General features: G+C 70.0%; 24 protein-coding genes. 11 read left to right on the forward strand and 13 right to left on the reverse strand.

The features are described from left to right. Positions 1 to 1,177 (forward strand): peptide chain release factor 3 (locus ON27_RS23500; RefSeq protein ID WP_043731916.1); only part of this gene is annotated, 1,177 nt, incomplete at its 5' end. A gap of 1 nt (position 1,178) precedes the next feature. Here ON27_RS23500 and ON27_RS23505 read toward each other — a convergent pair. Next, complete coding sequence (locus ON27_RS23505) at positions 1,179 to 1,748, reverse strand: nuclear transport factor 2 family protein (protein WP_051046932.1); 570 nt, start codon at positions 1,746 to 1,748, stop codon at positions 1,179 to 1,181. Between the two features lie 413 nt (positions 1,749 to 2,161). After that, on the reverse strand, positions 2,162 to 3,040 hold the full coding sequence (locus tag ON27_RS44875; protein WP_245560071.1) for an Abi-alpha family protein: 879 nt from the start codon (positions 3,038 to 3,040) through the stop codon (positions 2,162 to 2,164). 241 nt (positions 3,041 to 3,281) lie between these two features. Here ON27_RS44875 and ON27_RS23515 point away from each other — a divergent pair, with 241 nt between their 5' ends. Both ON27_RS23515 and ON27_RS23520 read left to right on the forward strand, forming a co-directional pair. Then, a complete protein-coding gene (locus ON27_RS23515) occupies positions 3,282 to 4,556 on the forward strand; it encodes a DUF445 domain-containing protein (protein ID WP_245560072.1) in 1,275 nt (424 codons plus the stop codon). Further along, complete coding sequence (locus tag ON27_RS23520) at positions 4,547 to 5,440, forward strand: Abi-alpha family protein (RefSeq protein ID WP_043731919.1); 894 nt, start codon at positions 4,547 to 4,549, stop codon at positions 5,438 to 5,440. The genes ON27_RS23515 and ON27_RS23520 overlap by 10 nt, the downstream gene beginning before the upstream one ends. On the opposite strand, the gene ON27_RS23525 is transcribed toward ON27_RS23520, so the two are convergent. Further along, complete coding sequence (locus ON27_RS23525) at positions 5,437 to 6,030, reverse strand: TetR/AcrR family transcriptional regulator (protein WP_043731923.1); 594 nt, start codon at positions 6,028 to 6,030, stop codon at positions 5,437 to 5,439. The two genes, ON27_RS23520 and ON27_RS23525, sit on opposite strands and share 4 nt — an antisense overlap. A 78-nt stretch (positions 6,031 to 6,108) precedes the next feature. Between ON27_RS23525 and ON27_RS23530 the strand changes: the two genes are divergently transcribed. After that, positions 6,109 to 6,861, forward strand: coding sequence for an SDR family oxidoreductase (locus tag ON27_RS23530; protein ID WP_043731927.1), 753 nt, complete (start codon positions 6,109 to 6,111; stop codon positions 6,859 to 6,861). A 90-nt stretch (positions 6,862 to 6,951) separates the two neighbouring features. Further along, complete coding sequence (locus tag ON27_RS23535; RefSeq protein ID WP_043731994.1) at positions 6,952 to 7,887, forward strand: 4-(cytidine 5'-diphospho)-2-C-methyl-D-erythritol kinase; 936 nt, start codon at positions 6,952 to 6,954, stop codon at positions 7,885 to 7,887. Between the two features lie 167 nt (positions 7,888 to 8,054). Here ON27_RS23535 and ON27_RS23540 read toward each other — a convergent pair whose 3' ends face one another. Then, positions 8,055 to 8,903, reverse strand: coding sequence for an LLM class flavin-dependent oxidoreductase (locus tag ON27_RS23540; RefSeq protein WP_043731930.1), 849 nt, complete (start codon positions 8,901 to 8,903; stop codon positions 8,055 to 8,057). Between the two features lie 266 nt (positions 8,904 to 9,169). On the opposite strand from ON27_RS23540, the gene ON27_RS23545 reads away from it, so the two are divergent. Further along, positions 9,170 to 10,981 carry an ABC-F family ATP-binding cassette domain-containing protein gene (locus ON27_RS23545; RefSeq protein ID WP_043731932.1) on the forward strand — a complete coding sequence of 604 codons (1,812 nt, stop codon included), beginning with the start codon at positions 9,170 to 9,172 and terminating at the stop codon, positions 10,979 to 10,981. Between the two features lie 176 nt (positions 10,982 to 11,157). Beyond that, a complete protein-coding gene (locus tag ON27_RS23550) occupies positions 11,158 to 11,364 on the forward strand; it encodes a heavy-metal-associated domain-containing protein (protein WP_043697887.1) in 207 nt (68 codons plus the stop codon). Positions 11,365 to 11,439: 75 nt separating this feature from the next. On the opposite strand, the gene rsmA is transcribed toward ON27_RS23550, so the two are convergent. From rsmA to ON27_RS23565, 3 genes are all read right to left on the reverse strand, one after another. Then, positions 11,440 to 12,321: a 16S rRNA (adenine(1518)-N(6)/adenine(1519)-N(6))-dimethyltransferase RsmA gene (rsmA, locus tag ON27_RS23555; RefSeq protein ID WP_043731935.1), complete on the reverse strand. Its 882-nt coding sequence runs from the start codon at positions 12,319 to 12,321 to the stop codon at positions 11,440 to 11,442. Positions 12,322 to 12,524: 203 nt separating this feature from the next. After that, the gene (locus ON27_RS23560) at positions 12,525 to 13,652 is read right to left on the reverse strand and encodes a resuscitation-promoting factor (protein WP_043731938.1); all 1,128 of its coding nucleotides are present in this window, start codon (positions 13,650 to 13,652) and stop codon (positions 12,525 to 12,527) included. Between the two features lie 197 nt (positions 13,653 to 13,849). Further along, a complete protein-coding gene (locus ON27_RS23565; protein ID WP_043731940.1) occupies positions 13,850 to 14,677 on the reverse strand; it encodes a TatD family hydrolase in 828 nt (275 codons plus the stop codon). A 71-nt stretch (positions 14,678 to 14,748) separates the two neighbouring features. Between ON27_RS23565 and metG the strand changes: the two genes are divergently transcribed. Together metG and ON27_RS23575 are read left to right on the forward strand one after the other, a co-directional pair. Beyond that, positions 14,749 to 16,335: a methionine--tRNA ligase gene (gene metG, locus ON27_RS23570; RefSeq protein ID WP_043731944.1), complete on the forward strand. Its 1,587-nt coding sequence runs from the start codon at positions 14,749 to 14,751 to the stop codon at positions 16,333 to 16,335. Positions 16,336 to 16,557: 222 nt separating this feature from the next. Then, positions 16,558 to 17,226: a TetR/AcrR family transcriptional regulator gene (locus ON27_RS23575; protein ID WP_043731947.1), complete on the forward strand. Its 669-nt coding sequence runs from the start codon at positions 16,558 to 16,560 to the stop codon at positions 17,224 to 17,226. A gap of 49 nt (positions 17,227 to 17,275) precedes the next feature. Here ON27_RS23575 and ON27_RS23580 read toward each other — a convergent pair whose 3' ends face one another. Both ON27_RS23580 and rsmI read right to left on the reverse strand, forming a co-directional pair. Then, positions 17,276 to 18,028: an isocitrate lyase/PEP mutase family protein gene (locus tag ON27_RS23580; RefSeq protein ID WP_043731996.1), complete on the reverse strand. Its 753-nt coding sequence runs from the start codon at positions 18,026 to 18,028 to the stop codon at positions 17,276 to 17,278. Positions 18,029 to 18,109: 81 nt separating this feature from the next. Next, the gene (rsmI, locus tag ON27_RS23585; RefSeq protein ID WP_281032778.1) at positions 18,110 to 18,949 is read right to left on the reverse strand and encodes a 16S rRNA (cytidine(1402)-2'-O)-methyltransferase; all 840 of its coding nucleotides are present in this window, start codon (positions 18,947 to 18,949) and stop codon (positions 18,110 to 18,112) included. Positions 18,950 to 19,205: 256 nt separating this feature from the next. Between rsmI and ON27_RS23590 the strand changes: the two genes are divergently transcribed. Beyond that, entirely contained in the window at positions 19,206 to 20,831 is a 1,626-nt protein-coding gene (locus tag ON27_RS23590; RefSeq protein WP_043731950.1) for a dolichyl-phosphate-mannose--protein mannosyltransferase, read from the forward strand. 40 nt (positions 20,832 to 20,871) lie between these two features. On the opposite strand, the gene ON27_RS23595 is transcribed toward ON27_RS23590, so the two are convergent. Together ON27_RS23595 and arcA are read right to left on the reverse strand one after the other, a co-directional pair. Beyond that, positions 20,872 to 21,231, reverse strand: a complete 360-nt coding sequence (locus tag ON27_RS23595) for a GntR family transcriptional regulator (RefSeq protein WP_043731954.1) — start codon at positions 21,229 to 21,231, stop codon at positions 20,872 to 20,874. Between the two features lie 7 nt (positions 21,232 to 21,238). Beyond that, on the reverse strand, positions 21,239 to 22,495 hold the full coding sequence (arcA, locus tag ON27_RS23600) for an arginine deiminase (RefSeq protein WP_086007537.1): 1,257 nt from the start codon (positions 22,493 to 22,495) through the stop codon (positions 21,239 to 21,241). Between the two features lie 124 nt (positions 22,496 to 22,619). Between arcA and soxR the strand changes: the two genes are divergently transcribed. Then, positions 22,620 to 23,108, forward strand: a complete 489-nt coding sequence (soxR, locus tag ON27_RS23605; protein WP_043731956.1) for a redox-sensitive transcriptional activator SoxR — start codon at positions 22,620 to 22,622, stop codon at positions 23,106 to 23,108. Here soxR and ON27_RS23610 read toward each other — a convergent pair. After that, positions 23,077 to 23,967, reverse strand: coding sequence for an SDR family oxidoreductase (locus tag ON27_RS23610; RefSeq protein ID WP_083887760.1), 891 nt, complete (start codon positions 23,965 to 23,967; stop codon positions 23,077 to 23,079). The genes soxR and ON27_RS23610 overlap by 32 nt on opposite strands. Positions 23,968 to 24,029: 62 nt before the next feature. Next, positions 24,030 to 25,157, reverse strand: coding sequence for a glycosyltransferase (locus ON27_RS23615; protein ID WP_043731962.1), 1,128 nt, complete (start codon positions 25,155 to 25,157; stop codon positions 24,030 to 24,032). Between the last annotated feature and the right edge of the window lie 28 nt (positions 25,158 to 25,185).

Consider the following 25,185-nt stretch of genomic DNA (forward strand, 5'->3'; position numbering starts at 1 on the left):
GATCAACAAGTGGGACCGGCCGGGCCGGGCGCCGCTGGAGCTGCTGGACGAGATCGACGAGCGGATCGGCCTCACTCCCACCCCGTTGTTCCTGCCGGTCGGGATCGCGGGCGACTTCCGCGGCCTGCTGCGCCGCGGCCCGGACGGCGTCCCGCTCGAGTACATCCACTTCACCCGCACCGCGGGCGGCGCGACCATCGCGCCGGAGGAGTCGCTCACGCCCGAGGCGGCCGAGGCGCGCGAAGGCGAGCCGTGGACCACCGCCGCGGAGGAGAGCGAGCTGCTCTCGGCCACCGGTCAGGACCATGATCAGGAACTGTTCCTCGCCGGGCAGACCTCACCGGTCATCTACGCCTCCGCGATGCTGAACTTCGGCGTGCGGCAGTTGCTGGAGACGCTGGTCGCGCTCGCGCCGCCGCCGGGGGCGCGGCGGGACGTGGACGGGAAGCCGAGAGAGACCGGAGACCCGTTCAGCGCGGTGGTGTTCAAGGTGCAGGCGGGCATGGACGCCGCCCACCGGGACCGGCTGGCCTTCATGCGGATCGTGTCCGGCGAGTTCGAACGCGGCATGGTGGTCACCCACGCGCAGACCGGGCGGCCCTTCGCCACCAAGTACGCGCTGACCGTATTCGGGCGGGAACGCGCCACCGTCGACACCGCCTATCCGGGTGACGTGGTGGGGCTGGTCAACGCGACGGCGCTGGCGCCGGGTCACACGTTGTTCGTGGACAAGAAGGTGGAATTCCCGCCGATCCCGTCGTTCGCGCCGGAGCATTTCGCCGTGCTGCGGGCCCGGACCGCGGGCAAGTACAAACAGTTTCGCAAGGCCGTCGACCAGCTCGATTCCGAGGGCGTGGTGCAGGTGCTGCGCAACGACATCCGCGGCGACGCCTCCCCCGTGCTCGCGGCCGTCGGCCCGATGCAGTTCGAAGTGGTGACCGCGCGGATGCTGACGGAGTTCAACGTCGAGACCACGATGGAGCACCTCGGCTACACGCTGGCCCGGCGTACCGATGCCGCGTCGGCGGAGGAACTCGGCCGGCAGCGCGGCGTGGAGGTGTTCACCCGCTCAGACGGTGCGCTGCTCGCGCTGTTCAGCGACAAGTGGCGGCTGCAATACATCGAGAAGGAACACCCGGCGCTCACCTTGGAGCCCCTGGTCGCCACCGCCGACTGAGTCAGCCGGCCTCCGACTCCGGCCGCAGCGGCGGGACGCCTGGGTCGCGCTCGATGGAGGATATGCCGTCTTCCTTGGCGATCAGGCCCCAGCGGCTGGAGGTCAGGCGCAGGCTGGGCAGGTCGCTGAGCGAGAGCACCACTTCGTAGGTGCGCTCGTAGCCGGTGTGCGAGATCCGCCAGCGTCCGTCGTCACAGCGGACGTAACGGTCGGTGTAGAAGGCCGCGCCGCGCAGCAGCATGTTGTGGCCGGGAATGAGCACCGTGTCGGCCAGGTACCAGGTGCCGGTGGCGGTGTCGCCGTCCACGTCGATCTCGGGATGGTCGCAGCGGTGCTCGGTGATCACGTGCGGGCCGAGCGTATTGCGCATGAACGCGATGAAAGCCTCGCGCGATTCGAACTGCAGATATTCGCTGTAGGTGGCGGTGGCCTCGGGGATCATGGTGTCCGCGAAATCATCCCATGATTTGGTGTCGAGTGTGCGCAGATACCGGTACTTCAGCCGGGAGATCGCGGAGACGTCGTCCGGCTCCCGCTCCTGGCCGCCGCTCGGGCGTGGATCGCCGCGCACCTGCCCGAAGTCGATCGGTCCCGCGTCGAAACGAAGCCGCCCGCCACCGGCGCGCCGGTCGCCCTGATCCCGTTCACCCGCGGTCGCGGCCCGCTGGCCGCGACCCGGCCCCGATCCGCCCGGATCGACGTCCCGCTCGCCGGGCTCCGGTCCGCCGGGATCGATGTCCACTCCGCCGCGCTCCTGCCGCTCCGGGGGAAATGCCGGATCGTCGCGCTGCTGACCACCGGAGTTCATACCCCGGTCATTACGCACTTGGCCAGCGATGCCCAATCCTGGGTCGCCGCGCCCCTGCCCGCCGGTTCGCTGATCCATACCCTCAACAATCCCATCCCGGAGGCCGGATTGGGAGAGTTGTATCAGATTGCTATCGCGGGGGTGTGGAACAGCCCGGCGAAGATCAACTCCCGGCGTCAGGGATTGATCGTGAAGCAGGTGCGGCAGAAGTCCTCACCGAACTCGGTCAGCCGGAGACTCTTGCGCACGATCTTCGGCGCCCGGCCCGCCTTCTTCAGCGCCGCCTCCACCACCGGCTGCACCTCGAGCACCATGTACCGGCTCAGGACCACCGGATCGTCCGAGGTCAGCGTGAGCCCGAGACGGTTGAGGTTGATGAGGTAGGAGCGCGAGCGGTCGGGGTATCGCACTCCCGCCTGCTCGGGCACCGAGGTGAGATCGCCCTGCACCAGTTCCGAGCCGATTCCGAGCGGACGGTTGGTGCGCACGTCGACCGACGGCTGCGGGCCGTTGAGCGCCATGAAGCGCAGGATGCGCGCCTCGTCGGGAGCCAGCTCGTCGAGGATGCGGTCGTAGGCCGGGTGCACGTCCTCGGTGAAGTAGACGTCGGCGGACCTGGCCAGCAGCGCGTCACCGCGGCGGCGCAGCTCCTCGCTGCTGGCCGAGCGGAGGTAGGAGCCCACCGCCAGCGCCTGCTGCGAGGTGGGGCCGTTCGAGGTCGGCACATAGCTGACGATCTCCCGGACCGAGCCCTCGGTGACGCCGAGCGCGCTGCGTGCGATGGAACGCAACGCGTTCCCGGTGCGCTCGGCTATCTCGGCCGAGGACTCCCCGTCCAGCGCGGCCTGGGTGATCTCCCTGGTGACCTCGTAGGTCGTGCCGACCGCCCATTGGCTACCGCGCACGACGGTGCCCGCGGCCAGGCCTGCCGCTCGGAACACGCCGCGGATCAGCCGGGCTTCATTGCTGATCTGCCGCTGTTCGACATCCGAACTGCGCTCGACGGCGCGAGGACCCGGCCTGGCCATGTCCTGTCCGGTCCTGTCGTCTGCCACGTTTTCTCCGATATCGCCGGGGGGAACGAATCCGCTCCACAGATTACTTCCCCTTGTGTCGCGGGTCATTCGCACCGCCTGACTCGGACAGTCCGACCGGCACGCGGCGCGCAATGGGGTTTCCTTGCCGAGGGGGTGCTAGTTTTGGGTGCCGGTGAGGCGGCGATCACCGGTGTATCGGCAGGAGGGTGTCGTGTTAGAGAGCGTATTCGGAATCCACCCCACGATCCTCCTGGAGCTCGTGACCATACCTCTTTTCACCGGGGTGATCGGCTACATCACCAACTGGACCGGCGTGCTCATGCTGTTCAAGCCGGTCGCCTTCCACGGTGTTCGAGTTCCCGGCCTGCGCGCGCTGTATCCGTTCCTTCCCAAGCGAATTCAAGTTCTTCCCCTGCTGAGCTACGACGGCCGATTCGGCTGGCAGGGCATCGTCCCCTCCCGCGCGGACAAGATGGCCAGCATCGCGGTCGACAAGGGCCTGGCCAAACTCGGCAGCGTCGCCGACTTCTACCGGGAACTGGAGCCGGACAAGCTGGCCGAGCACCTGGCGAGCATCGCCGACGCGCAGATCAAGGACATCGTCGAGGAAATTCTGCGCCGCGAACACCCCCAGCTCTGGTACAACCTGCCCGCGCAGGTGCGCGACATGGTGCACGCCAGGGTGCGCCAGCAGCTGCCGGAGATCCTGCGCGAGCTGACCGAGGAATTGGGCGCGAATATCGATCAACTGCTCGATGTGAAGCAGATGGTGATCCGCTACTTCCAGGCCCGGCCGCATCTGCTCAACACGCTGTTCCAGGTGCTCGGCGCGAAAGAACTGCGATTCATGCAGAACTTCGGTTTCTACTTCGGCGCGCCGATGGGCGTGTTGCTGGTCGTCGTGCTGCATCTGACCGGCTGGTCCAGCCTGGTCGTGCTGCCGATCGGTGGCGTGATCATCGGCTGGGTGGTCAACTGGATCGGCATCAATATGATCTTCGCGCCCGCCTATCCGAAGTGGTGGGTTCCGTGGCGGCAGGGCCTGCTGATCAAACGAAAGTCCGAAATCACCGACGGTTACGCGGAATTGGTTTCCAGCCAGGTGATCACCGTGGCGAATATCGGCGACGAGTTGCTCAACGGCCCGCGCTCGGATCGCACCATGCAGATGCTGGAGGACACGCTGCGGCCCGCCGCCGACCGCGCGCTCGGCCCGGCGCGTCCGGCCGTCAAGTTCGTGCTCGGCAGCCGCGAATACGACTCGTTGCAGTCCACGTTCACCAGCGAGGCCATGGCCATCGCGCCGATCGCGTTCGCCGACCCGGAGTTCAACGTCCGCCAGGGCAGGCAGATCAACGAATACATCGCCAGGCAGATGGCGATGTTGTCGCCGCCGGACTTCGTCGACATGCTGCGCGCGGCTATCAAGCAGGACGAATGGCTCCTTTTCGTCCATGGCGGCGTGCTGGGGCTGTTCGCCGGATACGCTCATATCCTGATCTTCGGAACGGGAGTGGCGACATCATGGCTGTAGCGGGTCCGGACGACGGCGATATCGAGGCCGTCGAGCACCTCGACGCGACGGCGGCGAACGCCGAGCCATCGCAGGAGATCGCCCGGCGGCCGGCTTCGGACATCGCTCACCCCGGCGAATCACCCAGACGAATAACGGTTCCCGTGGCCACCGTGCGTGCCGCGACGGGCGTCGCACGGGTCGCGTGGACCGCCGTCACCGGCGTGACCTCCTGGAGTGTCGGCACCGCGGTCGGCGTCACCTCGACCGTCGTGCGGCGCAGTATCGAGGGAGCGCCGCCGCGAGAAGTGTTGGCCGAGGCCGAGTCCGAGGTCCGCGACGCGATGCGCAAAGCGCTCGGCATCCCGGCCGCCGGGGAATCCACCGCCCCGGACGCCGTGCCGACGCTGCGCGAGCAGGGCGCCGCGCTGCTGCGATTGTCGGCCAGCCCGCACGGCGAGGACGACAACCACCCGGCCTTCGCGGGCATGCTCGCCGAGCTGACTCCGGACGAGGCGCGCATCCTGCGTTTCCTGCATCTGGACGGGCCGCAGCCCTCGATCGACATCCGCACCGGCCGCCCGCGCGCCCTGGGCTCCGAACGCCTCGGCTCGATGCTCACGCTGATCGGCGAGCACGCCGGCCTGCGCTTCCCCAACCGGATCCAGCAGTATCTGACCAACCTGCGCAGGCTCGGCTTGGTCGAACACGCGCGCGAGCCGGTCGGCAACCCGAACCGGTACCAGCTGCTGGAGGCGCAGTCGCCGGTGCGGGAGATACTCAAGCGGTCCGGCTTCGGCACCAAGGTGATCTACCGCAGCGTGGTGCTCACCGATTTCGGCGCGGACTTCGTGCGCACCTGTCTGCCCGTGGTGGTGCAGGACGGACGCGCCTCCGGGCACTAGGCTCCCCAGCCGCGCAGCGCGAGTTCGGCCACCTGCTCCAGTTCGGCCCGGCTCGCGCCGTCCCTGGCCGCCTGGGACATCCCCTGCAGCACCGTGCCGACGTAGCGGGCAGAGGTGCGAGCGTCCAGGGGCCGTGACAGGACGCCCGCGTCGATGTCGGCCTGGATACGCGCGGCGAAGGCGTCGATGTTCCGATTGCGCAGCTCGCGCAGCAGCGCGGCGATCTCGGCGCTGGTCGTGTTGACGCCCGCGCTGGTCACCAGGCAGCCGTGCGGACACTCCGGCCGGGTGTACTCCGTCGCCGCCTCGCGCAGGATGCGCCGGACCGCCGCGTCGGCGGTGCTCTCCTCGGCGAGCGCGCGCGTGACGAATCCGCCGTAGCGCGCCCCGAAATGCGCGACGACCTCGGCGAACAACGTCTTCTTGTCCCCGAACGCGGCATACAGGCTGGGGGCGCCGATGCCCATGGCCGCGGTCAGGTCGCCGATCGAGGTGGCCTCGTACCCGCGTTCCCAGAACAGCCGCATGGCCTGCTCCAGCGCCGCGTCCCGGTCGAAGGAGCGCGGCCGCCCGCGGGGAGTGGTACTCATTCCGCAATTTTATAGCGGTCACTAGAGAATGTGCTAACTTCGCTTTTTGTAGCGATCGCTAGAGAAAGGGGCCCCGCGATGGGCGCGTTGACGGGCAAGACGGCACTGGTGACCGGAAGCAGCCGGGGCATCGGCCGAGCGATAGCCGAGCGGCTGGGGCGCGACGGCGCGCGCGTGGCGGTCCACTACAACGGCGACGAGCAGGCGGCGAAAGCCACCGTCGCCGCGATCGAGGCCGCGGGCGGCGCGGCGTTCGCGATCCGCGCCGAACTGGGCGTGCCCGGTGACGCCGCGGCGCTGTGGGCGGCCTTCGACGCGCACGCCGACGGGCTGGACATCCTGGTGAACAACGCGGGCGTCGACGGCATCCGGGAGCCGATCGCCGGGACCGACGAAGCGGCCTTCGACCGTGTCTTCGCGATCAACGCCAAGGCGCCCTTCTTCATCACCCGCCTCGGCTTGGACCGGTTGCGCACGGGCGGGCGGATCGTCAACATCTCCACCGGGCTGACCCACGGCGCGTACATGCCGCAACTGATCGCCTACACCATGACCAAAGCCGCGATCGACAGCTTCACCAGCGTGCTCGCCAAGGAGGTCGGCGCACGCGGCATCACCGTGAACGCGGTGGCGCCGGGCATCATCGACACCGACATGAACGCCCACTGGCTGCGCAACCCCGAGACCCAGGCGGCGGTGGCCGCGATGTCCCCGCTCAACCGCGTCGGGCAGCCCGCGGACGTGGCCGACGTCGTCGGATTCCTCGCCTCCGAGGAGGCGCGGTGGGTGACCGGGCAGTGGATCGATGCCACCGGAGGCGGGCTGCTGTAACGCGGCGAACGACCGCCGCCCGCTCGCACACCCTTCGGAGCGGGCAACGCCACCGGCGGCGCCCGGCCACGCCCATTAGGCTTGAGCACCGTGCTGTCAGTAGTGCCGAGTCCCGTCACCGTGCGGGCGCCGTCGAAGGTGAACCTCCATCTCGGAGTGGGCGACCTGCGTGCCGACGGCTACCACGACCTGACCACGGTGTTCCAAGCACTGTCCCTGAGCGACGATCTGGAGATCGCCCCGTCGGGTTCGCTGGCCGTGCGGGTCACCGGTGAGGGCGCCGCGGACGTGCCGACCGACCGGACCAACCTGGTGTGGAAGGCGGCTGTCCGGCTCGCGCACCTCGGCGGCCGCGCTCCCCTGGTGGAAATCGCCATCGCCAAAGGCATTCCGGTGGCCGGAGGCATGGCGGGCGGCAGCGCCGACGCCGCCGCCGCGCTGGTCGGACTGAACGAACTGTGGGACCTGGGCCTGTCCCGGGAAGAACTCGCCGCGGTGGCGGCCGAACTCGGCAGCGACGTGCCGTTCGCCCTGCACGGCGGCACCGCGCTCGGCACCGGTCGCGGGGAGCGCCTGCTGCCGGTGCTGTCGCGCAATACCTTTCACTGGGTGCTCGCCTTCGCCAAAGGCGGCCTGTCCACGCCCGCGGTGTTCGCCGAACTCGACCGGTTGCGCGAGCACGGCGACCCGCCTCGGCTCGGCGAGCCGCAGCAGCTGATGCAGGCGTTGGCCTCCGGCGACCCGCGGCAGCTCGCACCCCTGCTCGGCAACGATCTCCAGGCGGCGGCGGTATCGCTGAAGCCGGAACTGCGCCGCACCTTGCGCGCCGGCGTGACCGCGGGCGCGCTGGCGGGGCTGGTCTCGGGTTCCGGGCCCACGTGCGCGTTCCTCTGCGAGAGCGAGGAATCGGCGATCTCGGTGGCCGCCGAACTCGCGGGCGCGGGGGTCTGCCGCAGCGTGCGGACGGCCAGCGGGCCCGTGCCGGGCGCGCGCGTCCTCGGCACCGACGCGCCTGGGAAGCACTGACGGTCGCACGTCACGGACGGCGCGACGGATCACCGTAGCTGTCGCGGTCGAGCAAGGGGCATCGCGGTCGGATCGAGAACCGGGCCGAACGCACCGTTGCGCCGCGATGTCGGCGATCCCGTTGACCGGCCGGACAGCGGGACTGCCCGGCCGGTGCACCGTGACGCTCAGGCAATGATGTCGGCCAGCCGGTCGACCTGATCGACATCGCGCCCGTAGCAGTAGAACATCACCTCGTCAGCGCCGAGATCGCCGAATTCGGCGACCGTGGCGCGGATCCGAGCGGGTGTGGTGAGCATTCCCGCGAGGATGCCTTCGGTGTAATCACTGAACGCGTAGTAGGCGCCCATCGAGGCCCGCGCGTCCTCGATCACATCGTCGGGGCCGAGGGCCACGTTGACCTGGGCGACGATCCTCGGTTGACCCGATCGGCCGTGGTCGGTCCAGGAACGGCGCACGGTGTCGAAGAGCCCGCCCGCCCAGGAAGGCGGGGCGGCGGCGAGGAATCCGCCGCCCCACCGGCCGACGCGGTCGAGTGCGGCGGGCTGGAAGCCGCCGAACAGGATCTCGGGACCCTCCGGTGACAGCGGCGCGGGGCCGATCGGCCCGCACTCGGCGCCGAAGGGCTCCCCGGCCCACAGGCGGCGCATGAGCGCGACCTGCTCGTCGAGGCGGCGGCCCCGGGTGCGCAGGTCGGTGCCCGAGGCGAGGTGGTCGTCCGCGCGGCCGCCGACGCCGAGGCCGAGCACCAGACGTCCGCCGCAGACCCGGTCCAGCGTGGCGACCTGTTTGGCGAGCAGCACCGGATCGCGCAGCGGCGCGAGCAGCACTTCGGTCTGCACGCGCACGCGGCTGGTCGCACCCGCGATCGCGGCCAGCGCGATCAGCGGTTCGGGGTTGTCGTAGACCAGCCGGTCCAGCAGGCCGAGCGTGCGGAACGGGCCCGCGTCGGCGCGCCGGGCCCAGTCGAGCAGGGCGGCGGGATCGGAGATGGGCAGGCCGAGGCCGACGTGCATGGGTTCCTCCAGAGGTGGTGCGAATGGGAAGGTGCCGCCCGCCGACACCTCGCGACGAGGTGGGCGTCCCACTCTGCGGCTGTACTTCTGGGGAACGCCGGATCGGTTACCGATGAACGAACACTGTTCGTCAGGCATGAATTTAAACGAACACTGTTCGTCCTGCAAGCTTCCCGCTGTTCGCCGGGCGGACCGGCCCCGCGCCCGGGTCGGTACGCTGGCCCGGGGCGATCATCGGGCCGCCCCCGCAAGACACGGAAGGATCCATGTCCAACCTGATCAATCTCGAACAGGTCCACAAGAGCTTCGGGATCAAGCCGCTGCTGGACAACGTCTCGCTCGGCGTGCACGCGGGCGAGCGGATCGGTGTCGTCGGCCTCAACGGCGGCGGCAAGACCACCCTGCTCGAGGTGCTCACCGGCATCGAGGAGCCGGACAGCGGCCGGGTCAGCCGGCTCGGCGGCCTGCGCATGGCCGTGGTGACCCAGCGCGGCGTGCTGCCCGCGGGCGCGACGGTCGGTTCGGTGGTGCTGGCCGGTCTGGCCGACGACGCCATGACCGACGAGGTCGCCGAACACGAATGGGCCGCCGACCCGCGCATCCGCTCGGTGATGGACGGCATCGGCATCGCGAACCTGGGCATGGACACCCCGGTGGACAACCTCTCCGGCGGTGAACGCCGCCGGGTCGCGCTCGCCGCCGCGCTGGTGCGCGAACTCGACCTGCTGGTGCTGGACGAGCCGACCAACCACCTGGACGTCGAGGGCGTGCAGTGGCTGGCCGAGCATCTGCTCGGCCGCCGCAGCGCCCTGGTCGTCGTGACCCACGACCGCTGGTTCCTGGACACCGTCGCCACCAGCACCTGGGAAGTGGTCGGCGGCAAGGTCGAAAGCTACGAGGGCGGCTACGGCGACTGGATCTTCGCCCGCGCCGAGCGCGCCCGCCAGGCGGACGCGAGCGAGGCCAGGCGACGCAACCTGGCCCGCAAGGAGCTGGCCTGGTTGCGGCGCGGCCCGCAGGCGCGCACCTCCAAGCCGCGCTACCGGGTCGAGGCCGCCGAAGCGCTGATCGCCGACGTGCCGCCGCCGCGCGACAGCGTGTCGCTGGCCGCCTTCGCGCGCAAGCGCCTCGGCCGCGTGGTCGTCGAACTGGAGGACGCCACGCTCACCACCCCGGACGGCCGCGAGCTGGTGCGGGATCTGACCTGGCGGCTGGCGCCGGGCGAGCGCGTCGGCCTGGTGGGGGTCAACGGATCGGGCAAGACCACACTGCTGCGCGCGCTGGCCGGAGACACCGGCCCCGACGGCTCGACCCTCGCCACGGGCAAGCGCATACAAGGCCAGACCGTGCAGATCGGCTGGCTGCGCCAGGAACTCGACGACCTGCCGACCCAGCTGCGCGTACTGGAGGCGGTGCAGCAGGTGGCCCAGCGAATCATGCTGGGCGACAAGGAGATCTCGGCCGGGCAGCTGGCCGAGCGGCTCGGCTTCACGCCCGCCCGCCAGCGCACGCCGGTGGGTGACCTGTCCGGCGGCGAACGGCGGCGTCTGCAGCTGACCCGCATCCTGATGTCCGAGCCGAACGTGCTGCTGCTGGACGAGCCGACCAACGACCTGGACATCGACACCCTGCAACAGCTGGAGGACCTGCTCGACAACTGGGCGGGCACACTGGTCGTGATCAGCCACGACCGGTACCTCATCGAGCGCATCTGTGACTCGACCTGGGCGCTGTTCGGCGACGGCAAGCTGACGAACCTCCCCGGGGGCATCGAGGAGTATCTGGCGAAACGGGCGACCCTGGCCGCGAGCCGCACGCGCGCCACGGCGCCCGAGACGAAGTCCGTGGACGCTCCGGCCACCGATTCCGCAGCCTACCGGGCGGCGCGCAAAGAGCTGACCCGCTTGGAACGCGCCATCGACAAATTGACCGATCGCGAACAGCGCCTGCACGCCGCGCTGGCGGACGCGGCCACCGAACCGGACAAGCTGGTCGCCCTGGGCGCGGAACTCAAGCAGGTGCTCGCAGAGAAGGAGACGGCCGAGGAGCGCTGGCTGGAACTGGCCGACGGCGTGTGAGACCCGGCCGCGCGGCCGACTCGAGAAACGGACAGAAGTGGGGTGAACCGTGGCGGCCATCCGGAGGCGGGTTCAGCGCCGCGCCACCTCTTGCGTACATATACCCTCCCCGGGTATCTTTCAGATGTCCGGATACCCCCGGGCCGTATGAAGATCTGGATACGAAGGAGTCGGACATGCCCACCACCACCTACACCGTCACGGGGATGACCTGCGGGCACTGCGTCAGCTCCGTCAAGACCGAGATCGGCAAGATCGATGGGGTGACCAGCGTCGACGTCGACCTCGCCAGCGGAGCGGTGCGAGTCGACAGCACCGCGCCGATCGCCGAGGCCGACATCGTCGCCGCCGTCGACGAAGCCGGTTACGAAGTCGCCGTCTGATCCGGTCCGCGCACCCGCATGGCTCCTCGCACCGGCCGATGCCGACGCGAGGAGCCACCGCCTGATGCGACGGCGCTACGCCTGGGCCGCCAGGCGCACGAAGGCGGCGGTGTCGAGCGTTTCGCCGCGCGCGGTGGGTGCGATGCCCGCGGCGAGCAGGCGGCGCTCGGCTTCGGCGGGCGACCCCGCCCAAGCGGCGAGCGCGGCGCGAAGGGTTTTGCGGCGCTGCGCGAACGCGGCGTCGACGACCTCGAAGACGCGGCGGCGGTGCGCCGCGTCCATCGGCCACGGCGGCTGGTCGAAGCGATCGATGCGGACCAACCCGGACTCCACCCGTGGCACCGGCCAGAACACCTGGGTGCCGACCGCGCCCGCGCGCCGGACCGTCCCGAAGAAGCCCGCTTTCACGCTGGGGACGCCGTAGGTCCGGTTGCCCGGCTCGGCGGCGAGCCGATCGGCCACCTCGGCCTGCACCATCACCAGAGCGACCGCGATGCCGGGCAATTCGGCGAGCAGATGCAGCAGCACCGGCACCGCCACGTTGTACGGGAGATTGGCCACCAGCGCGGTGGGCGCGGCGGGCAGGTCCCCGGCGCTCACCCGCAGCGCGTCCGCCTCGACCACCGACAGCCGCCGCGCCAACTCCGGCGCCCGGTCCGCGACCGTCTCCGGAAGCCGCTCCGCCAGCACCGGATCGATCTCGACCGCGACCACCGAGTCCACCACGTCCAGTAGCGCGAGGGTCAGCGAACCGAGACCGGGCCCGACCTCCAGCACCACGTCCCCCCGCCCCACCCCGGCCGCCGCGACGATCCGGCGCACCGTATTCGCGTCGTGCACGAAGTTCTGACCGAGTTGCTTGGTCGGCCGGACTCCGAAGCGCTCGGCCAGCACCCGCACTTCGGCCGGCCCGAGCAGAGCCGCGCTCCCACGAGCGGAGATTTCAGGTTCGGACACCTCGAGAATCTATCAACCGCAGTATCGACCGGGCCGCGACGTCTCCCGGCGCCACTTCGACGCCCACTCTCTCGAGTCCCGGCGGCAGTGGGCGAGCCCGGAGAGATCGGGTCGGAGGCGGCGGCAGGGCGCTCGGATCGGCGACTCGCCGCCCTGCCGATGGAGCACTCGCGACCCCGCACGCCGGGCCCGGAGTAGGCGACTCAGCTGATGCCGAGCCGACCGGTGCACGCGGGCCAAGCGCCCCAGCCCTGCCGCTGCCGGGTGATCTCCGCGATGGCGATCTGCTCTTCCCGGGTGGCCAGGTCGGCGCGCGGGGCGTACCGCAAACCGCCCTGCCGCTCCCATGTGCCCTGGTCGAACTGCACCCCGCCGTAGTAGCCGTTGCCGGTGTTGATCGACCAGTTGCCGGTGGACTCGCAGCGGGCCAGTGCGTCCCAGATCGCGCCGTCGCGCACCGGGGGCACCTCGGTGCCCGGCTTGGCGCCCTTGCGCACGGTCTTCGGCTGCGCCGCCACGGTCACCGTGGATTCGACGGCCTGCCGGTCCACTTCCTGGCCGTTGACCATGGTGACCGCGAACTTGACGTTCTGCACGCCGGGCGCGCCGGGCGATTCCACCACCGTGCGACTCATGTTCAGGGTCGGGTCCTCGATGACGTTCTCCGGCGGATCCAGCGGCAACGTCTCGGTGTGGTGTTCGACCCGCTTGCGCGTCACCGTGACGCGCAGACCGTTCGTCAGCGGCGTGGACGCGGCGGGCTCGACAGTGTCCTGCTCGACCAGCGGAATGCCGGTCACCTCGAGGAATTTGCCCACCGTGGGGGCGGCGGCGCGCACGTCCACCGGATTGCCGATGCCGTCCACCAGCGAGACCATCCGCGGTGTCGCGATCATCAGCGTGGCGCCCTGCAGCGGCAGCCGCTCGTCACGGGCGGGCGAGACGTAGACCTCTTTCGAGATCTTCAACTGCTCGAGCGCCTCCCCCGCGGTCACCCCGGTGGTCCACACCTTCTGCGTCAACCCGTCGACGGACAGATCGACCTCGCGGGCGCGGTTGAGCGTGATGATCGCGCCGTCGGCGATGGACGCGGCGAGGGCGGGCGCCACCTTGTCCCGCTCGGTCACGGCGAAACCCGCGGCCTTCAGGACGCCGCGAACGTCGCGCGACATGGTCGTCTGGAACAGCTTCTCGCCGTCCACGACGACGGTCACCGTCTTGCGGTTCACGATCGCGAGCCCGGCGCCGACGATCAGCGTCAGCAGCAGCGCGCCGACCGCGATGTACAGCAGCGGCGAACGCGACTGGTTGATCCGCGTGAAGGGGGACATGGTCACAGCACGATAACGAGGGGGCCGGGCGCCGACAACAGCAAGCTCAGGAACAGGGCCTTTTCAATATCACGATCGAATATCGACCCCGCAGGTAAATCACGAAACGGAACGCCAAAAGTGACATAGGACACATTTCGCATAGCCCGGCATATAGCGGGCGTCCGTCAGGGCCCTCCAGTTCGCCCGCGCCCGGCTCAGATCCGGTAGACGCGGCGCGCGTTGGCGGTGGTGATCTTCGCCAGTTCCACCGGATCCTGCTCGCGCAACTGCGCGAGCGCCCGCACGGTGTACGGCAGGCAGTACGGCTCGTTGGGCGCGCCGCGGAACGGATGCGGCGTCAGATACGGCGCGTCCGTCTCGACCAGGATCTGGTCGTCGGGCACGACCTTGGCCGCTTCCCGCAACTCGTGCGCGTTCCTGAAACTCACCGTCCCGGAGAAACTCAGCACATAGCCCTCGGCGACGCAGGACAGCGCCATGTTCGTGTCCGAGGAGAAGCAGTGGAAGATCACCGTGTCCGGCGGGCCTTCGTCCAGCAGCACCGTCAGCAGGTCGTGATCGGCCTCGCGGTTGTGGATCATGAGCGGCTTGCGGATGCGCTTGGCCAGGTCGATGTGCCAGCGGAAACCCTCGATCTGGGTCTCGATGTCCGCGCAGCCCTCCAGTTTGCCCGGCCAGTAGTAGTCCAAGCCGGTCTCGCCGACGGCCACCACCCGCGGATCGTCGGCCAACTGCTCGAGTTCGGCCTTCGCGTCGTCGTCCAGGGCGTTCGCCCTGGTCGGGTGCAACGCGACGGCGGCGAACACGCGATCGTCCCAGTGCGCGGCACGCACCGCCCACCGCGCGGCGGCCAGGTCGTCGGCGACGGTGACCACCCGGCCGACGCCGACCGAAGCGGCGCGGTCCACGATCGCCGCCGTGGACGCCGCGTCGGTCGCGCCGCAGGCGTCCAGGTGGGTGTGCGCGTCCACGATCGGCGACAGCGGCTCGGGCAACTCCGGCGCGGGACGTCCGGCGCTCATCGGCGGCCACCGCGCGGCTCGGACGGCGCGACCCGCGAGTCGGCGAGGGGCATATTCACGCGAGCGGAAGAATGCACGCGCATTACAGTAGACACACCATGAGCGAAGCTGACCGCCCCGCCTTCTACATCACCACGGCCATCGCCTACCCGAACGGCGCGCCGCACATCGGGCATGCGTACGAGTACATCTCGGCGGACGCCATCGCGCGCTTCAAGCGCCTCGACGGCTATGACGTGTTCTTCATGACCGGCACCGACGAGCACGGCCAGAAGATGCAGCAGGCCGCGGCCGCCGAGGGCATCCCGGTGGAAGAGCTCGCGGCCCGCAACTCCGACGTGTTCGAGGCGCTGGACAAGACGCTCGACATCTCCCTCGACCGGTTCATCCGCACGACCGACGAGGACCACCACGCCGCCAGCGTCGCCATCTGGGAGCGGATGCTCGCCAACGGCGACATCTACCTGGGCAACTACTCCGGCTGGTACTCGGTGCGCGACGAGGCGTTCTACACCGACGAGGAGACCACGGTGCTGGAGGACGGCACCCGCGTCTCCACCGAGTCCAGGACGCCGGTCACCTGGACCGAGGAGTCGAACTACTTCTTCCGGCTGTCGGCCTACCAGGACAAGCTGCTGGCGCTCTACGAGGAGCACCCGGAATTCATCGCGCCCGCCACCCGGCGCAACGAGATCGTCAGCTATGTCAAGGCGGGTCTGAAGGACCTGTCCATCTCGCGCACCACCTTCGACTGGGGCGTGCCGGTGCCCGGCCATCCCGACCACGTCATGTACGTGTGGGTGGACGCGCTGACCAACTACATCACCGGCGTCGGCTTCCCGGACACCGAGTCCGAGGCGTTCCGCCGGTTCTGGCCCGCCGACGTGCACATCATCGGCAAGGACATCACGCGGTTCCACACGGTGTACTGGCCGGCGTTCCTGATGTCGGCCGGCATGCAGCTGCCGAAACGCGTGTTCGTGCACGGGTTCCTGTACAACAAGGGCGAGAAGATGTCCAAGTCGGTCGGCAACGTGGTCGACCCGCTGGAACTGGTCGAGAACTACGGCTTGGACGCGGTGCGCTTCTTCCTGCTGCGCGAGATCTCCTACGGCCAGGACGGCAGCTACAGCCACGAGGCCATCGTGAGCCGGATCAACAGCGACCTCGCCAACGAGTTCGGCAATCTGGTGCAGCGCAGCACCAAGCTGGTCGCGCGGGACTGCGGCGGCGTGGTGCCGACGCCCGGCGCGTTCACCGACGACGACCGCGCCCTGCTCGATCTGGCGGGCGGCCTGCTGGAGCGCTGCCGCGCCGAATTCGACGCCCAGCAGATGCATCTGGCGCTGGAGGCGATCTGGCTGACGCTGGGCGAGACGAACCGGTACTTCTCCGCGCAGGCGCCGTGGGCGCTGGCGAAGTCCGGCACGCCGGAGGATCTCGCCCGCGAGGCCACCGTGCTGTACGTGACGCTGGAGGTGCTGCGCATCGTCGCGATCCTGGTGCAGCCCGTGCTGCCGGGGTCGGCGGGCCGCATCCTCGATCAGCTGGGTCAGCGGAACAGGACTTTCGCCGATATCGCGACGCCGATCGAGCCCGGCCTCGCGCTGCCCGCGCCGGAACCGGTGTTCCCCAAGTACGTCGAACCGAAGGAATGACCCGTCCGGCCCGCCGCCCGGCGGGCCGGAACCATAAGGCGCACAATGCTTTCGCCGCATTTCACGTCGGGCTACCCATGGGTGGGTCGTACCTGCCTTCCCACCGTGGAATGCGTTGTCGGATAATGAAACACCGGTTCGCGGCCCTGCGACGCCCGGACCGTGTGCGATCGGTACGACTGCGTTCCGTTCGGGATCGGTTCCGGCACAGAGAGGGCACACATGGGCCAGCAGCATGCGACGGCATCCGCTCAGCGGTCCGGTTTCGCCGAGCGGCATCGGGCGGCACGCGAAGCCGTGCTCACGTCGCAGCGCGGCAGGCTGGTCGAGGCGATGGTGGAATCGGTGGACAGCAAGGGCTATCCGGCGACCACGCTCACCGACATCGTCGGCCGCGCGCGGGTCTCGCGCACCACCTTCTACGACCACTTCGCGAACAAGGAGGAGTGCTTCGCCGAGGCGGTGCACACCGGCGTCGACATCATGGCGACCCGGATCGCTGACGAACTCGCCCAGCTGCCCTCGGACGCCGACGCCTACGCGAAGATCGAGTCCATCGTGGTCACCTTCTGCCGGACCGTGGCCACCGAGCCGGATTTCGCGCGGCTGGTGCTGGTGGAGTCGTTCAAGGTGAACCAGGCGGCCGTCGGCTACCGCGACCTCGCCGTCGACCGCTTCGCCCAGCTGTATCGGATCTTCTACGACCAGGCTCGCGCGGCGGACCCGACGCTGCCGGAGGTCTCCGACGGGCTGATCGCCCTGATCCCGGACGCGATCGGCGAGCGAACGCGGCGGGTGATCATCTCCGACGGACCGGCGCGGGTGCCGGATATGGCGCCGCTTTTCGTCGAGTTCGTCATGACCGCCCTCGGGCTGTCGGTTCCCTCCTGAAGGCCCGCGCGCACGGCCGGTACCCCGGGTGGGATACCGGCCGCGGAACTCACTTCCAGCGGTCGAGCAGGGTCTCGATCTCCTTGGTCAGCACAGCTTGGAGGAAGGGGCCGAACGTGATCCGGGCGACGCCCTGCTCGGCGAGAGCCGCCTTGTCGGCCTGATCCGGCGCCACGGTGGCGCTGATCGGCAGCGGCAGTTCGCCGGTGAGGCGGCGCATGTCGGCCTCGGCATGGCGGCCGACCGGGAACAGCACGTCCGCGCCCGCCTCGGCGGCCAGCTTCAGGCGTTCGACGGCGCGGTCGAGCCGGTCGGCGTCGGCGCCGTCCTGGCGCAGGAACAGGTCGGTGCGCGCGTTGATCACCACGTGCACGCCCGCCGCGTCGGCGGCCTCGCGCAGCCCGTGCACGAGGTCGGCGTGCTCCTGTGCCGTGCGCAGGCGCTTGCCCTCGCTGTGCACGGTGTCCTCGATGTTGAGTCCGATCGCACCGGCCTCCAGCAACCCGTCGACCAGCCGCGCGGGCTTCTGCCCGTAGCCGGACTCGATGTCGACCGACACCGGAACGTCCACCGCCGCGGTGATCTGCCGCACCCGGGTCATCGACTCGTCGAACGTCATCTTCTCCCCGTCACCGCGGCCGATCGAGTCGGCCAGCGGATGACTGCCGACCGTCAAGGCCGAGAAGCCCGCCGCCACCGCCACTTTCGCGGACCAGGCATCCCACACCGTCGGGAAGACACCCGGATTCCCCGGCACGTGCAATCCGAGAAACGTCGTGGCCTTGCTCTCCAGAGAAGTCATACCGATGATCATGCCCGCCGCGCCACCTTCGGTCGACCGGCCACAGCGGTGCGATACCGCACAGGCGCCCGAGGTGGGCCGCTACGACGTGCGGCGCGCGCTGAGCACCGCGTCGTAGAGTTCCCGGCGGGAAACGGCGTGGACGGCGGCGACCTCGGCGCAGGCGTCCTTGAGCCGGGAGCCCGCGGCGGTCAGCGACTCGACGGCCTCGACCAAGTCCGCGGGGTCGGCGGCGGCGGGCTCGGCACCCGCGAGCACCACGGTGATCTCTCCCCGAGCGCCCTCGACAGCCCATTCGGCCAGCTCGGCCAGGGTGCCGCGGACGACTTCCTCGTAGGTCTTGGTCAGCTCCCGGCAGACGGCGGCGCGGCGATCCGGGCCGAGGATGTCGACCGCGTCGGCCAGGCAGTCGGCGAGCCGGTGCGGCGCTTCGAAGAACACGCAGGCGCGCGATTCGGTAGCCAGCGTGCGCAACCACTCCCGGCGCTGACCGGATTTGCGCGGCGGGAATCCGTCGAAGCAGAACCGTTCCACCGGCAAGGCCGACAGCGCGAGCGCCGTGGTCACCGCCGAGGGGCCGGGCAGACAGGTCACCGGCAGGTCGCGCTCGACGCACGCCGCCACCATGCGGTAGCCGGGATCGCTCACCGACGGCATACCCGCGTCGGTCACCAACAGCACTGTACGACCGTCGGCGATCTCGTCGAGCAGCATCGGGATGCGCGCGGTCTCGACGTGGTCGTAGAAGCTGACCACTCGGCCGGCGATCTCCACGCCGAGCGCCTTGGCCAGCGACCTGGTCCGCCGCGTGTCCTCGGCCGCCACCACGTCGGCCGTGGCCAAGCCATCGCGCAGGCGCTGCGACGCGTCCCCGATGTCACCCATCGGTGTCGCCGCGAGCACCAGCCTGCCCGTCGTCACTGTCGCTGTTCCGCCTCTCCGAGTATTCAGTCCGTACCAGCCGGGCGCCGAAGGGTTCGCGTTCAAGTCCTGCGTGGGGATGCGCCCGAGTTCTGGGCGTACCCGACGAGTTGCCCGTGTACATACGAAATCGGTTCGTAGCGTATTCCGGTGTCGGCGACGACTACGGGCGGGTCTCGGGTCCCGACCACTCGTGCGACCACCCAACGCGCACGGCCTGAATACTCGCGGCGGCGGCACAGCATACGATCGGGGCGTGACCCAGGTGACCGACCAGCGCGCGACCGCACGGTTCGGGACCGTGCCTTCCTGGTCGAGTCCGGGACCGCTGCGGCCGACGCCCGACTTCGGCCCCACCGATCGCCTGCGCGGCTGGCTGGTGACGGCATTCCTCACCGCCATCGCCGCGGTGACGCGCTTCACGATGCTCAACTACCCGACCGACGCCGGCACCCCGGTGTTCGACGAGAAGCACTACGCCCCGCAGGCCTGGCAGATGCTCACCGGCGGCTGGGTGGAGGACAACCCCGGCTACGGCCTGGTGGTGCACCCACCGGTCGGCAAACAGTTCATCGCGATCGGCGAGGCGCTGTTCGGCTACAACGGCTGGGGCTGGCGCTTCACCGCCGCCGTCGCCGGAACGCTGCTGGTGCTGCTGGTGATCCGGATCGTGCGGCGGATGGCGCGCTCCACCCTGATCGGCGCGATCGCGGGCATCCTGCTGATCGCCGACGGACTCACCTTCGTCTCCTCGCGCATCGGCATGCTCGACATCTTCATGGCGCTGTTCGTCACCGCCGCGTTCGGCTGCCTGATCGTCGACCGCGACGAGATCCGCGGCCGGTTCGCGCGCGCGGACGCGCAGGGCCGCATCGGCGCGACGGACATGGGACCGCGCCTCGGGGTGCGCTGGTGGCGCTTCGGCGCGGGCGTGCTGCTCGGCCTGGCCTGCGGAACCAAATGGTCCGGCGTCTATTTCATCGCCGCCTTCGGCCTGATGAGCGTCTACTTCGACCTCTCGGCGCGGCGCGCCTACGGGGTGCGCCGCCCGTGGCTCGGCGTCGCGCTGCGCGATATCGGTCCCGCTCTGTACGCGCTGGTACTCGTCCCGCTCGGCGTCTACCTGGCGAGCTACTGGGCCTGGTTCGCCAGCGAGACCGGCGTATACCGATACATGCCGGGCAACCCGTCGGCGCCGACGGACCCGATCGGCACCGGCGGATTCTGGTCGCATATCGCGCCGGGCGCGCTGCGCTCGCTGTGGTACTTCAACGCCAGGTCGCTGGAATTCCACACGGAGCTGACCAATTCGGCGGGCAACCACCACCCCTGGGAATCCAAGCCCTGGACGTGGCCGATGGGTCTGCGCCCGATGCTGTACTACTATGCCGACGGCGGCGTCACCGGCTGCGGTCAAGCGCAATGCGTGAAGGCCGTGATGCTGATCGGGACGCCCGCCATCTGGTGGGTCGCGGGTCCGGTACTGGCCTGGATGCTGTGGCGCGCCGTGGTGCGCCGCGACTGGCGCTACGGCACGGTGCTGGTCGGCTACGGCGCCGCCCTGCTGCCCTGGTTCGCCACCCTCGACCGGCAGATGTACTACTTCTACGCCGTGCCGATCGCCCCGTTCCTGGTGATGGGCGTGGCGCTGGCACTCGGCGACGTACTGGGCCCGGCGCGCCCGAGCACCATCCCGCGCAGCCCCGCCGGAACCTACCTGCCCGCCCCGCCGAACGAACGTCGCAGCCTCGGCCTGCTCGCGGTCTGTCTCTACCTGGGCCTGGTGATCGCCAACTTCATCTGGCTCTGGCCGATCCTCACCGCCATGCCGATCACCCCGGGCAACTGGCACGACCACCTCTGGCTGCCCAGCTGGAGATGATTTCGGCGACGCATGCTCGTGGAGCAGCGGGCGAGCGCGATCAACCTTCCAGCGCCGCTTGGACGTAGCGCAGGGCGGTGGCGTCGTCCAGGCCCAGTCTGCGCACTGTCGCGACGTAGGCGGTGGCCGCTCGTCCCGCGACGTCGCGGGTCGGGTCACCGGACGACGCGATGAAGGAGCCCTGCCTGCCGCGGGTCTCGACCACGCCGTCGGCCTCCAGTTCGCGGTAGGCACGGGCGACCGTGTTGGGAGCGAGGCCGAGTTGGGCGGCCAGGGCGCGCACGGTCGGGATCTTGGTTCCGGCGGTCAACTCGCCGGAGCGCACCTGGGCGATGATGCCCAGGCGGAGCTGCTCGTAGGGCGGCACCGCCGATTCGTGGGAGACCGTGATGGTGAACACGGCGGGCTCACACGTGGTCTCGCGAGAGCGGACAGGACAGGCAGCGCGGACCGCCGCGCCCGGAACCCAATTCGGAGCCGGGTATGCGCAGCACCTCGATACCCGCGTCCTCCAGTCTGGCGTTGGTCATCTCGTTGCGCTCGTAGGCGACCACCACGCCGGGAGCGAGGGCGAGGGTGTTGTTGCCGTCGTCCCACTGCTCGCGTTCCGCGGTGACCCCGTCCAGCCCCGTGTCGATGACCCGCAGCTTGCCGATGCCCATCGCCTCGGCGGCCGCGGGCAGGAACGGATCGGGGCCGCGCATGCTGACCCGGCCGCTGCCGAGCCGCCCGCCGTAGTCGTCCTCCTTGCGGATCGTGAACGCGCACAGCGACTCCCGCACCGCGGGGTACATCACCACGGCATCCGCGTCGACCATGGTGCAGACCGTGTCCAGGTGCATGGTCGCGCGGGTCTGCGCGATCGGCACGACGAGCACGGTGTGCGCGAGGTCGTCGTCGAACAGGCTGCGCGCCAGAGCTTCCGCGCCCGCGGGCGAAGTGCGCTCCCCGACGCCCACCGCGACCACGCCCTCCGACAGCAGCAGCACGTCACCCCCTTCGATCGGGGCGGTATGCGATTCGTAGGCCCGGCGCACTCCGAGGAAACGGGGATGGAAGGCGTAGATGAGGTCGGTCAGCGAGGTCTCCCGGCCGCGGGCGGGCAGCGCCAGGGAGGTGATCGCGACGCGCGGCCCGACCCAGAACGAAGAGTCCCTGGTGAACAGCAGATTGGGCAGCGGATCGATGACGAAGTCGCCGCCGTGGTGCATGCGGCGGACCAGCGAGGTGGCGTCGGGCCCGAACGGCAGTTCGTCGAAGGTCATGCCGGCCATGAGGATCTCGGCCAGTTCCACGGCGGGCACGCCGCGCAGGAAGGCGGCCAGTTCGTCGGCCAGCGCGTGGCCGAGCCTGCGCGCGTCGACCGCGGCGGAGATGCCCTGGATCCGGGCGGCTCCGCTGACCTCGAGCGTCTCGGCGAGCAGTTCCGACAGCAACAGCACCTCCGTGCCACGGCTGCGCAGCACCTCGGCGAACATGTCGTGTTCCTGCTGCGCGCGCTCCACCCACGGGATCCCGTCGAACAGCAGCTGATCGTTGTTGCGCGGGGTCAGCCTGCGCAGTTCGTTGCCGGGCCGGTGCAACAGCACCGTGCGCAGCGTGCCGACTTCGGACGTCACGGCCAAACGCGCACCCTCCTGCGCGGACACAGCATCTGCTCCCATGATCAGACCGTAGTGCGCCGCGGCCCGCGGAGCACGCTGTTCCGGCCTTCGGATGCCGATCACCGAATCCGGCCCCGGCACCTCATAACCTGAAGTATTGTTTAGGTGATAGGGAGGAGCGTGCATGTCGACAGCAGCCGATTGGCGGGCGAAGGAGCTGACCCCCGGGCAGCTCTCCGAGCGTAGTGGAGTCGCGGTCTCCGCGTTGCACTTCTACGAACGCGAGGGGCTCATCACGAGCAGACGCACCAGCGGGAACCAGCGCAGATACGCCCGCGAGACGCTGCGGCGCGTGGCATTCATCCGCATCTCCCAACGGGTCGGCATACCGCTGAGCGAGATCAGGGCGGCCCTCGATCAGTTGCCCGAGGGCCGCACTCCCACCCGGCGCGACTGGGAGGCCCTCTCGACCGTCTGGCGCGCCGATCTCGACGACCGGATCACCCAGCTGATCCGCCTGCGCGACAGCCTCACCGGCTGCATCGGCTGCGGCTGCCTTTCGCTGGGCAGCTGCCGCCTGGTCAACGAGCACGACCGGCTCGGCGCCGAGGGCCCCGGCGCCCGCGTGCTCGACGTGCATCTCAACTGCCCGTCGAAGCCAGCAGCCTGCTGAAGCGCGCGCTCGTGCGGCGCATGACGAACTCGTAGGGGAACGCGAATTTGCGCGCCCACCAGTAGCCGAAGCGGATGTCGAACGAACTGTAGACGAGGAACCGGTTGCGTTCGATCCCGCGCAGAATGGCCGTCGCCACCCGCTCCGGCGCCACCGCGTGCTCGGCGAACGCCGCGGTGAGCCGTTTGATCTTCGGGTCCTCTTTGTTCACCCCGACCAGCTCGACGCTCTGCACCAGCGGCGTGTTCACCGCGCCCGGCGCCACCAGGTGCACCGTGATGCCGTGTTGCGCCAGATCGAAGCGCAGCACCTCGGACACACCCCGGATGCCGTATTTGCCCGCGCTGTAGGCCGCGTGCCAGGGCAGCGCGAGCAGGCCCGCCGCCGAGGACACGTTCACCAGCGCGCCGCCCTTGCCCGCGCGCACCATCGGCGGCACGAAGGTCTCGATGACGTGGATCGGGCCCATCAGGTTGACCTCGACCATGCGCCGCCAGTGCGCGTGCTCCAGGTTCTCCACGGTGCCCCAGACGGAGGTGCCCGCGATGTTCATGACGACGTCCAGGCTGCCGAGTTCGGCGTGCACCCGGTCGGCGAAGGCGCGCACCGCGTCGTAATCGGTGATGTCCAGCGCCTCCGCCAGGGCGACGCGGCCACCCGCGGCGCGGATGTCGCGCACCGTGGCGTCCAGGCCCTCGGCATTGATGTCGGTGAGCACCAGTTCGGCGCCCTTCCCCGCGGCGGCCAGCGCGGTGGCCCGGCCGATGCCGCTCGCCGCACCGGTGACCAGCACCTTCGCCTCGCGCACCGTCGTTCGACCCGCTCGCCCGCGACTTCTACCCAGCACTGCGCATCCCATCTCGAATCGCCGAATCGGTTTTCCGCAGGGTAGTCCAGCCGACGGCCCCGCCCGCGACGCCGCTAACGGCCGAGCACCGCGAGCATGCCCGCGACCGACCGCGGCCAGGTGAATTGCTCGGCGCGGCTGCGTGCGGCCCTGCGCCGACCGGCCTGCGGCATGGCCAGCACGTCGCTCACGGCCCGCGCGAAGGCGGAGGGATGGTCGGCGGCGACCGCCCCGCAGTCGGCCGTCACGATGTCGGCCAGCGCCGAAGATCGGCTCGCCACCACCGGCGTGCCCGCCGCGAGCGCCTCCAGCGCGGCGAGACCGAACGTCTCGTGCGGGCCGGGCGCCAGCGACACGTCCGCGGTGGCAAGGAGTTTGGCGACCATCGCGCGTTCGGAGATGAATCCGGTGAAGTGCACGGCGGGCACCCCGCCCGGCAGCGGCGCCAGCGCGCGAGCCCGCCGCCGCAGCGCGTCCCGGCGCGGACCGTCCCCGGCCACGACCAACCGGGCCTCGATGCCCGCCTCCCGCAACGCCCCCACCGCCTCGATGCTGCGGTCCACCCGTTTCTCGACCGACAACCGGCCGCAGTGCACGAGCAGCGGATGACCGGGCACCCCGAGATCGGCGCGCAGCCTGCGATCGCGCCGGTGCGGGTTGAACAGATCGAGATCCACCCCGAGCGGGACCAGCTCCACGTTCGCGGCGCCGATGCGCAAGAACTCCTCGCGGGCGAATTCGGTGGTGCACACGACGATGTCGTAATCGGTGGCGGTGTGCCGGTTGGCGACGTCGGCGCAGCGGCGCGCCACCGGGCCGGGCAGCACCTGTCCCAGCAGCCGGTCCAAGCGTTCGTGCGAGATCATCACGCCGGTCACATCGCGCCGTCGCGCCCAGCGGCCGAAACCGCGCAGGGTGAGCCGATCGGACACCTCGAGCACGTCCGGCCGCAATCCGTCGAGGACGTCGGCCACCCGGCGAGGATCCGCCGCACGGTAGCCCCCGGTCCCCGGAATGGCCAAGGCCGGCAACGTGATCCGCACGACCCCCGTCGGCAGGATCTCCTCCGACCGGCGCGCACCCGGCACGATCAGCACCGCTTCGTGCCCGGCGGCGACGTACCCCTCCCCCAGGTGGTGCAGCGCCGTGCGCAGCCCACCCGAACGCGGGCCGTAGAAGTTCGCCAGCTGGACTATGCGCACGTGGCCGATCGTGCAGCGGATGGGGTTA

Origin of the sequence: Nocardia asiatica NBRC 100129 (assembly GCF_000308415.1) — a bacterium.
In the GTDB taxonomy this organism is placed as follows: Bacteria; Actinomycetota; Actinomycetes; order Mycobacteriales; family Mycobacteriaceae; genus Nocardia; species Nocardia asiatica.

Excerpts from the sequence above, each read along its gene's own strand:
- ON27_RS23520 (WP_043731919.1), top strand. The coding sequence starts at position 4,547 with ATGGCTGTAGCGGGTCCGGACGACGGCGATATCGAGGCCGTCGAGCAC.
- ON27_RS23525 (WP_043731923.1), bottom strand. The coding sequence starts at position 6,030 with ATGAGTACCACTCCCCGCGGGCGGCCGCGCTCCTTCGACCGGGACGCG.
- ON27_RS23530 (WP_043731927.1), top strand. The coding sequence starts at position 6,109 with ATGGGCGCGTTGACGGGCAAGACGGCACTGGTGACCGGAAGCAGCCGG.
- ON27_RS23540 (WP_043731930.1), bottom strand. The coding sequence starts at position 8,903 with ATGCACGTCGGCCTCGGCCTGCCCATCTCCGATCCCGCCGCCCTGCTC.
- ON27_RS23545 (WP_043731932.1), top strand. The coding sequence starts at position 9,170 with ATGTCCAACCTGATCAATCTCGAACAGGTCCACAAGAGCTTCGGGATC.
- ON27_RS23550 (WP_043697887.1), top strand. The coding sequence starts at position 11,158 with ATGCCCACCACCACCTACACCGTCACGGGGATGACCTGCGGGCACTGC.
- ON27_RS23560 (WP_043731938.1), bottom strand. The coding sequence starts at position 13,652 with ATGTCCCCCTTCACGCGGATCAACCAGTCGCGTTCGCCGCTGCTGTAC.
- ON27_RS23565 (WP_043731940.1), bottom strand. The coding sequence starts at position 14,677 with ATGAGCGCCGGACGTCCCGCGCCGGAGTTGCCCGAGCCGCTGTCGCCG.
- metG (WP_043731944.1), top strand. The coding sequence starts at position 14,749 with ATGCACGCGCATTACAGTAGACACACCATGAGCGAAGCTGACCGCCCC.
- ON27_RS23575 (WP_043731947.1), top strand. The coding sequence starts at position 16,558 with ATGGGCCAGCAGCATGCGACGGCATCCGCTCAGCGGTCCGGTTTCGCC.
- ON27_RS23580 (WP_043731996.1), bottom strand. The coding sequence starts at position 18,028 with ATGACTTCTCTGGAGAGCAAGGCCACGACGTTTCTCGGATTGCACGTG.
- arcA (WP_086007537.1), bottom strand. The coding sequence starts at position 22,495 with ATGGGAGCAGATGCTGTGTCCGCGCAGGAGGGTGCGCGTTTGGCCGTG.
- soxR (WP_043731956.1), top strand. The coding sequence starts at position 22,620 with ATGTCGACAGCAGCCGATTGGCGGGCGAAGGAGCTGACCCCCGGGCAG.
- ON27_RS23610 (WP_083887760.1), bottom strand. The coding sequence starts at position 23,967 with ATGGGATGCGCAGTGCTGGGTAGAAGTCGCGGGCGAGCGGGTCGAACG.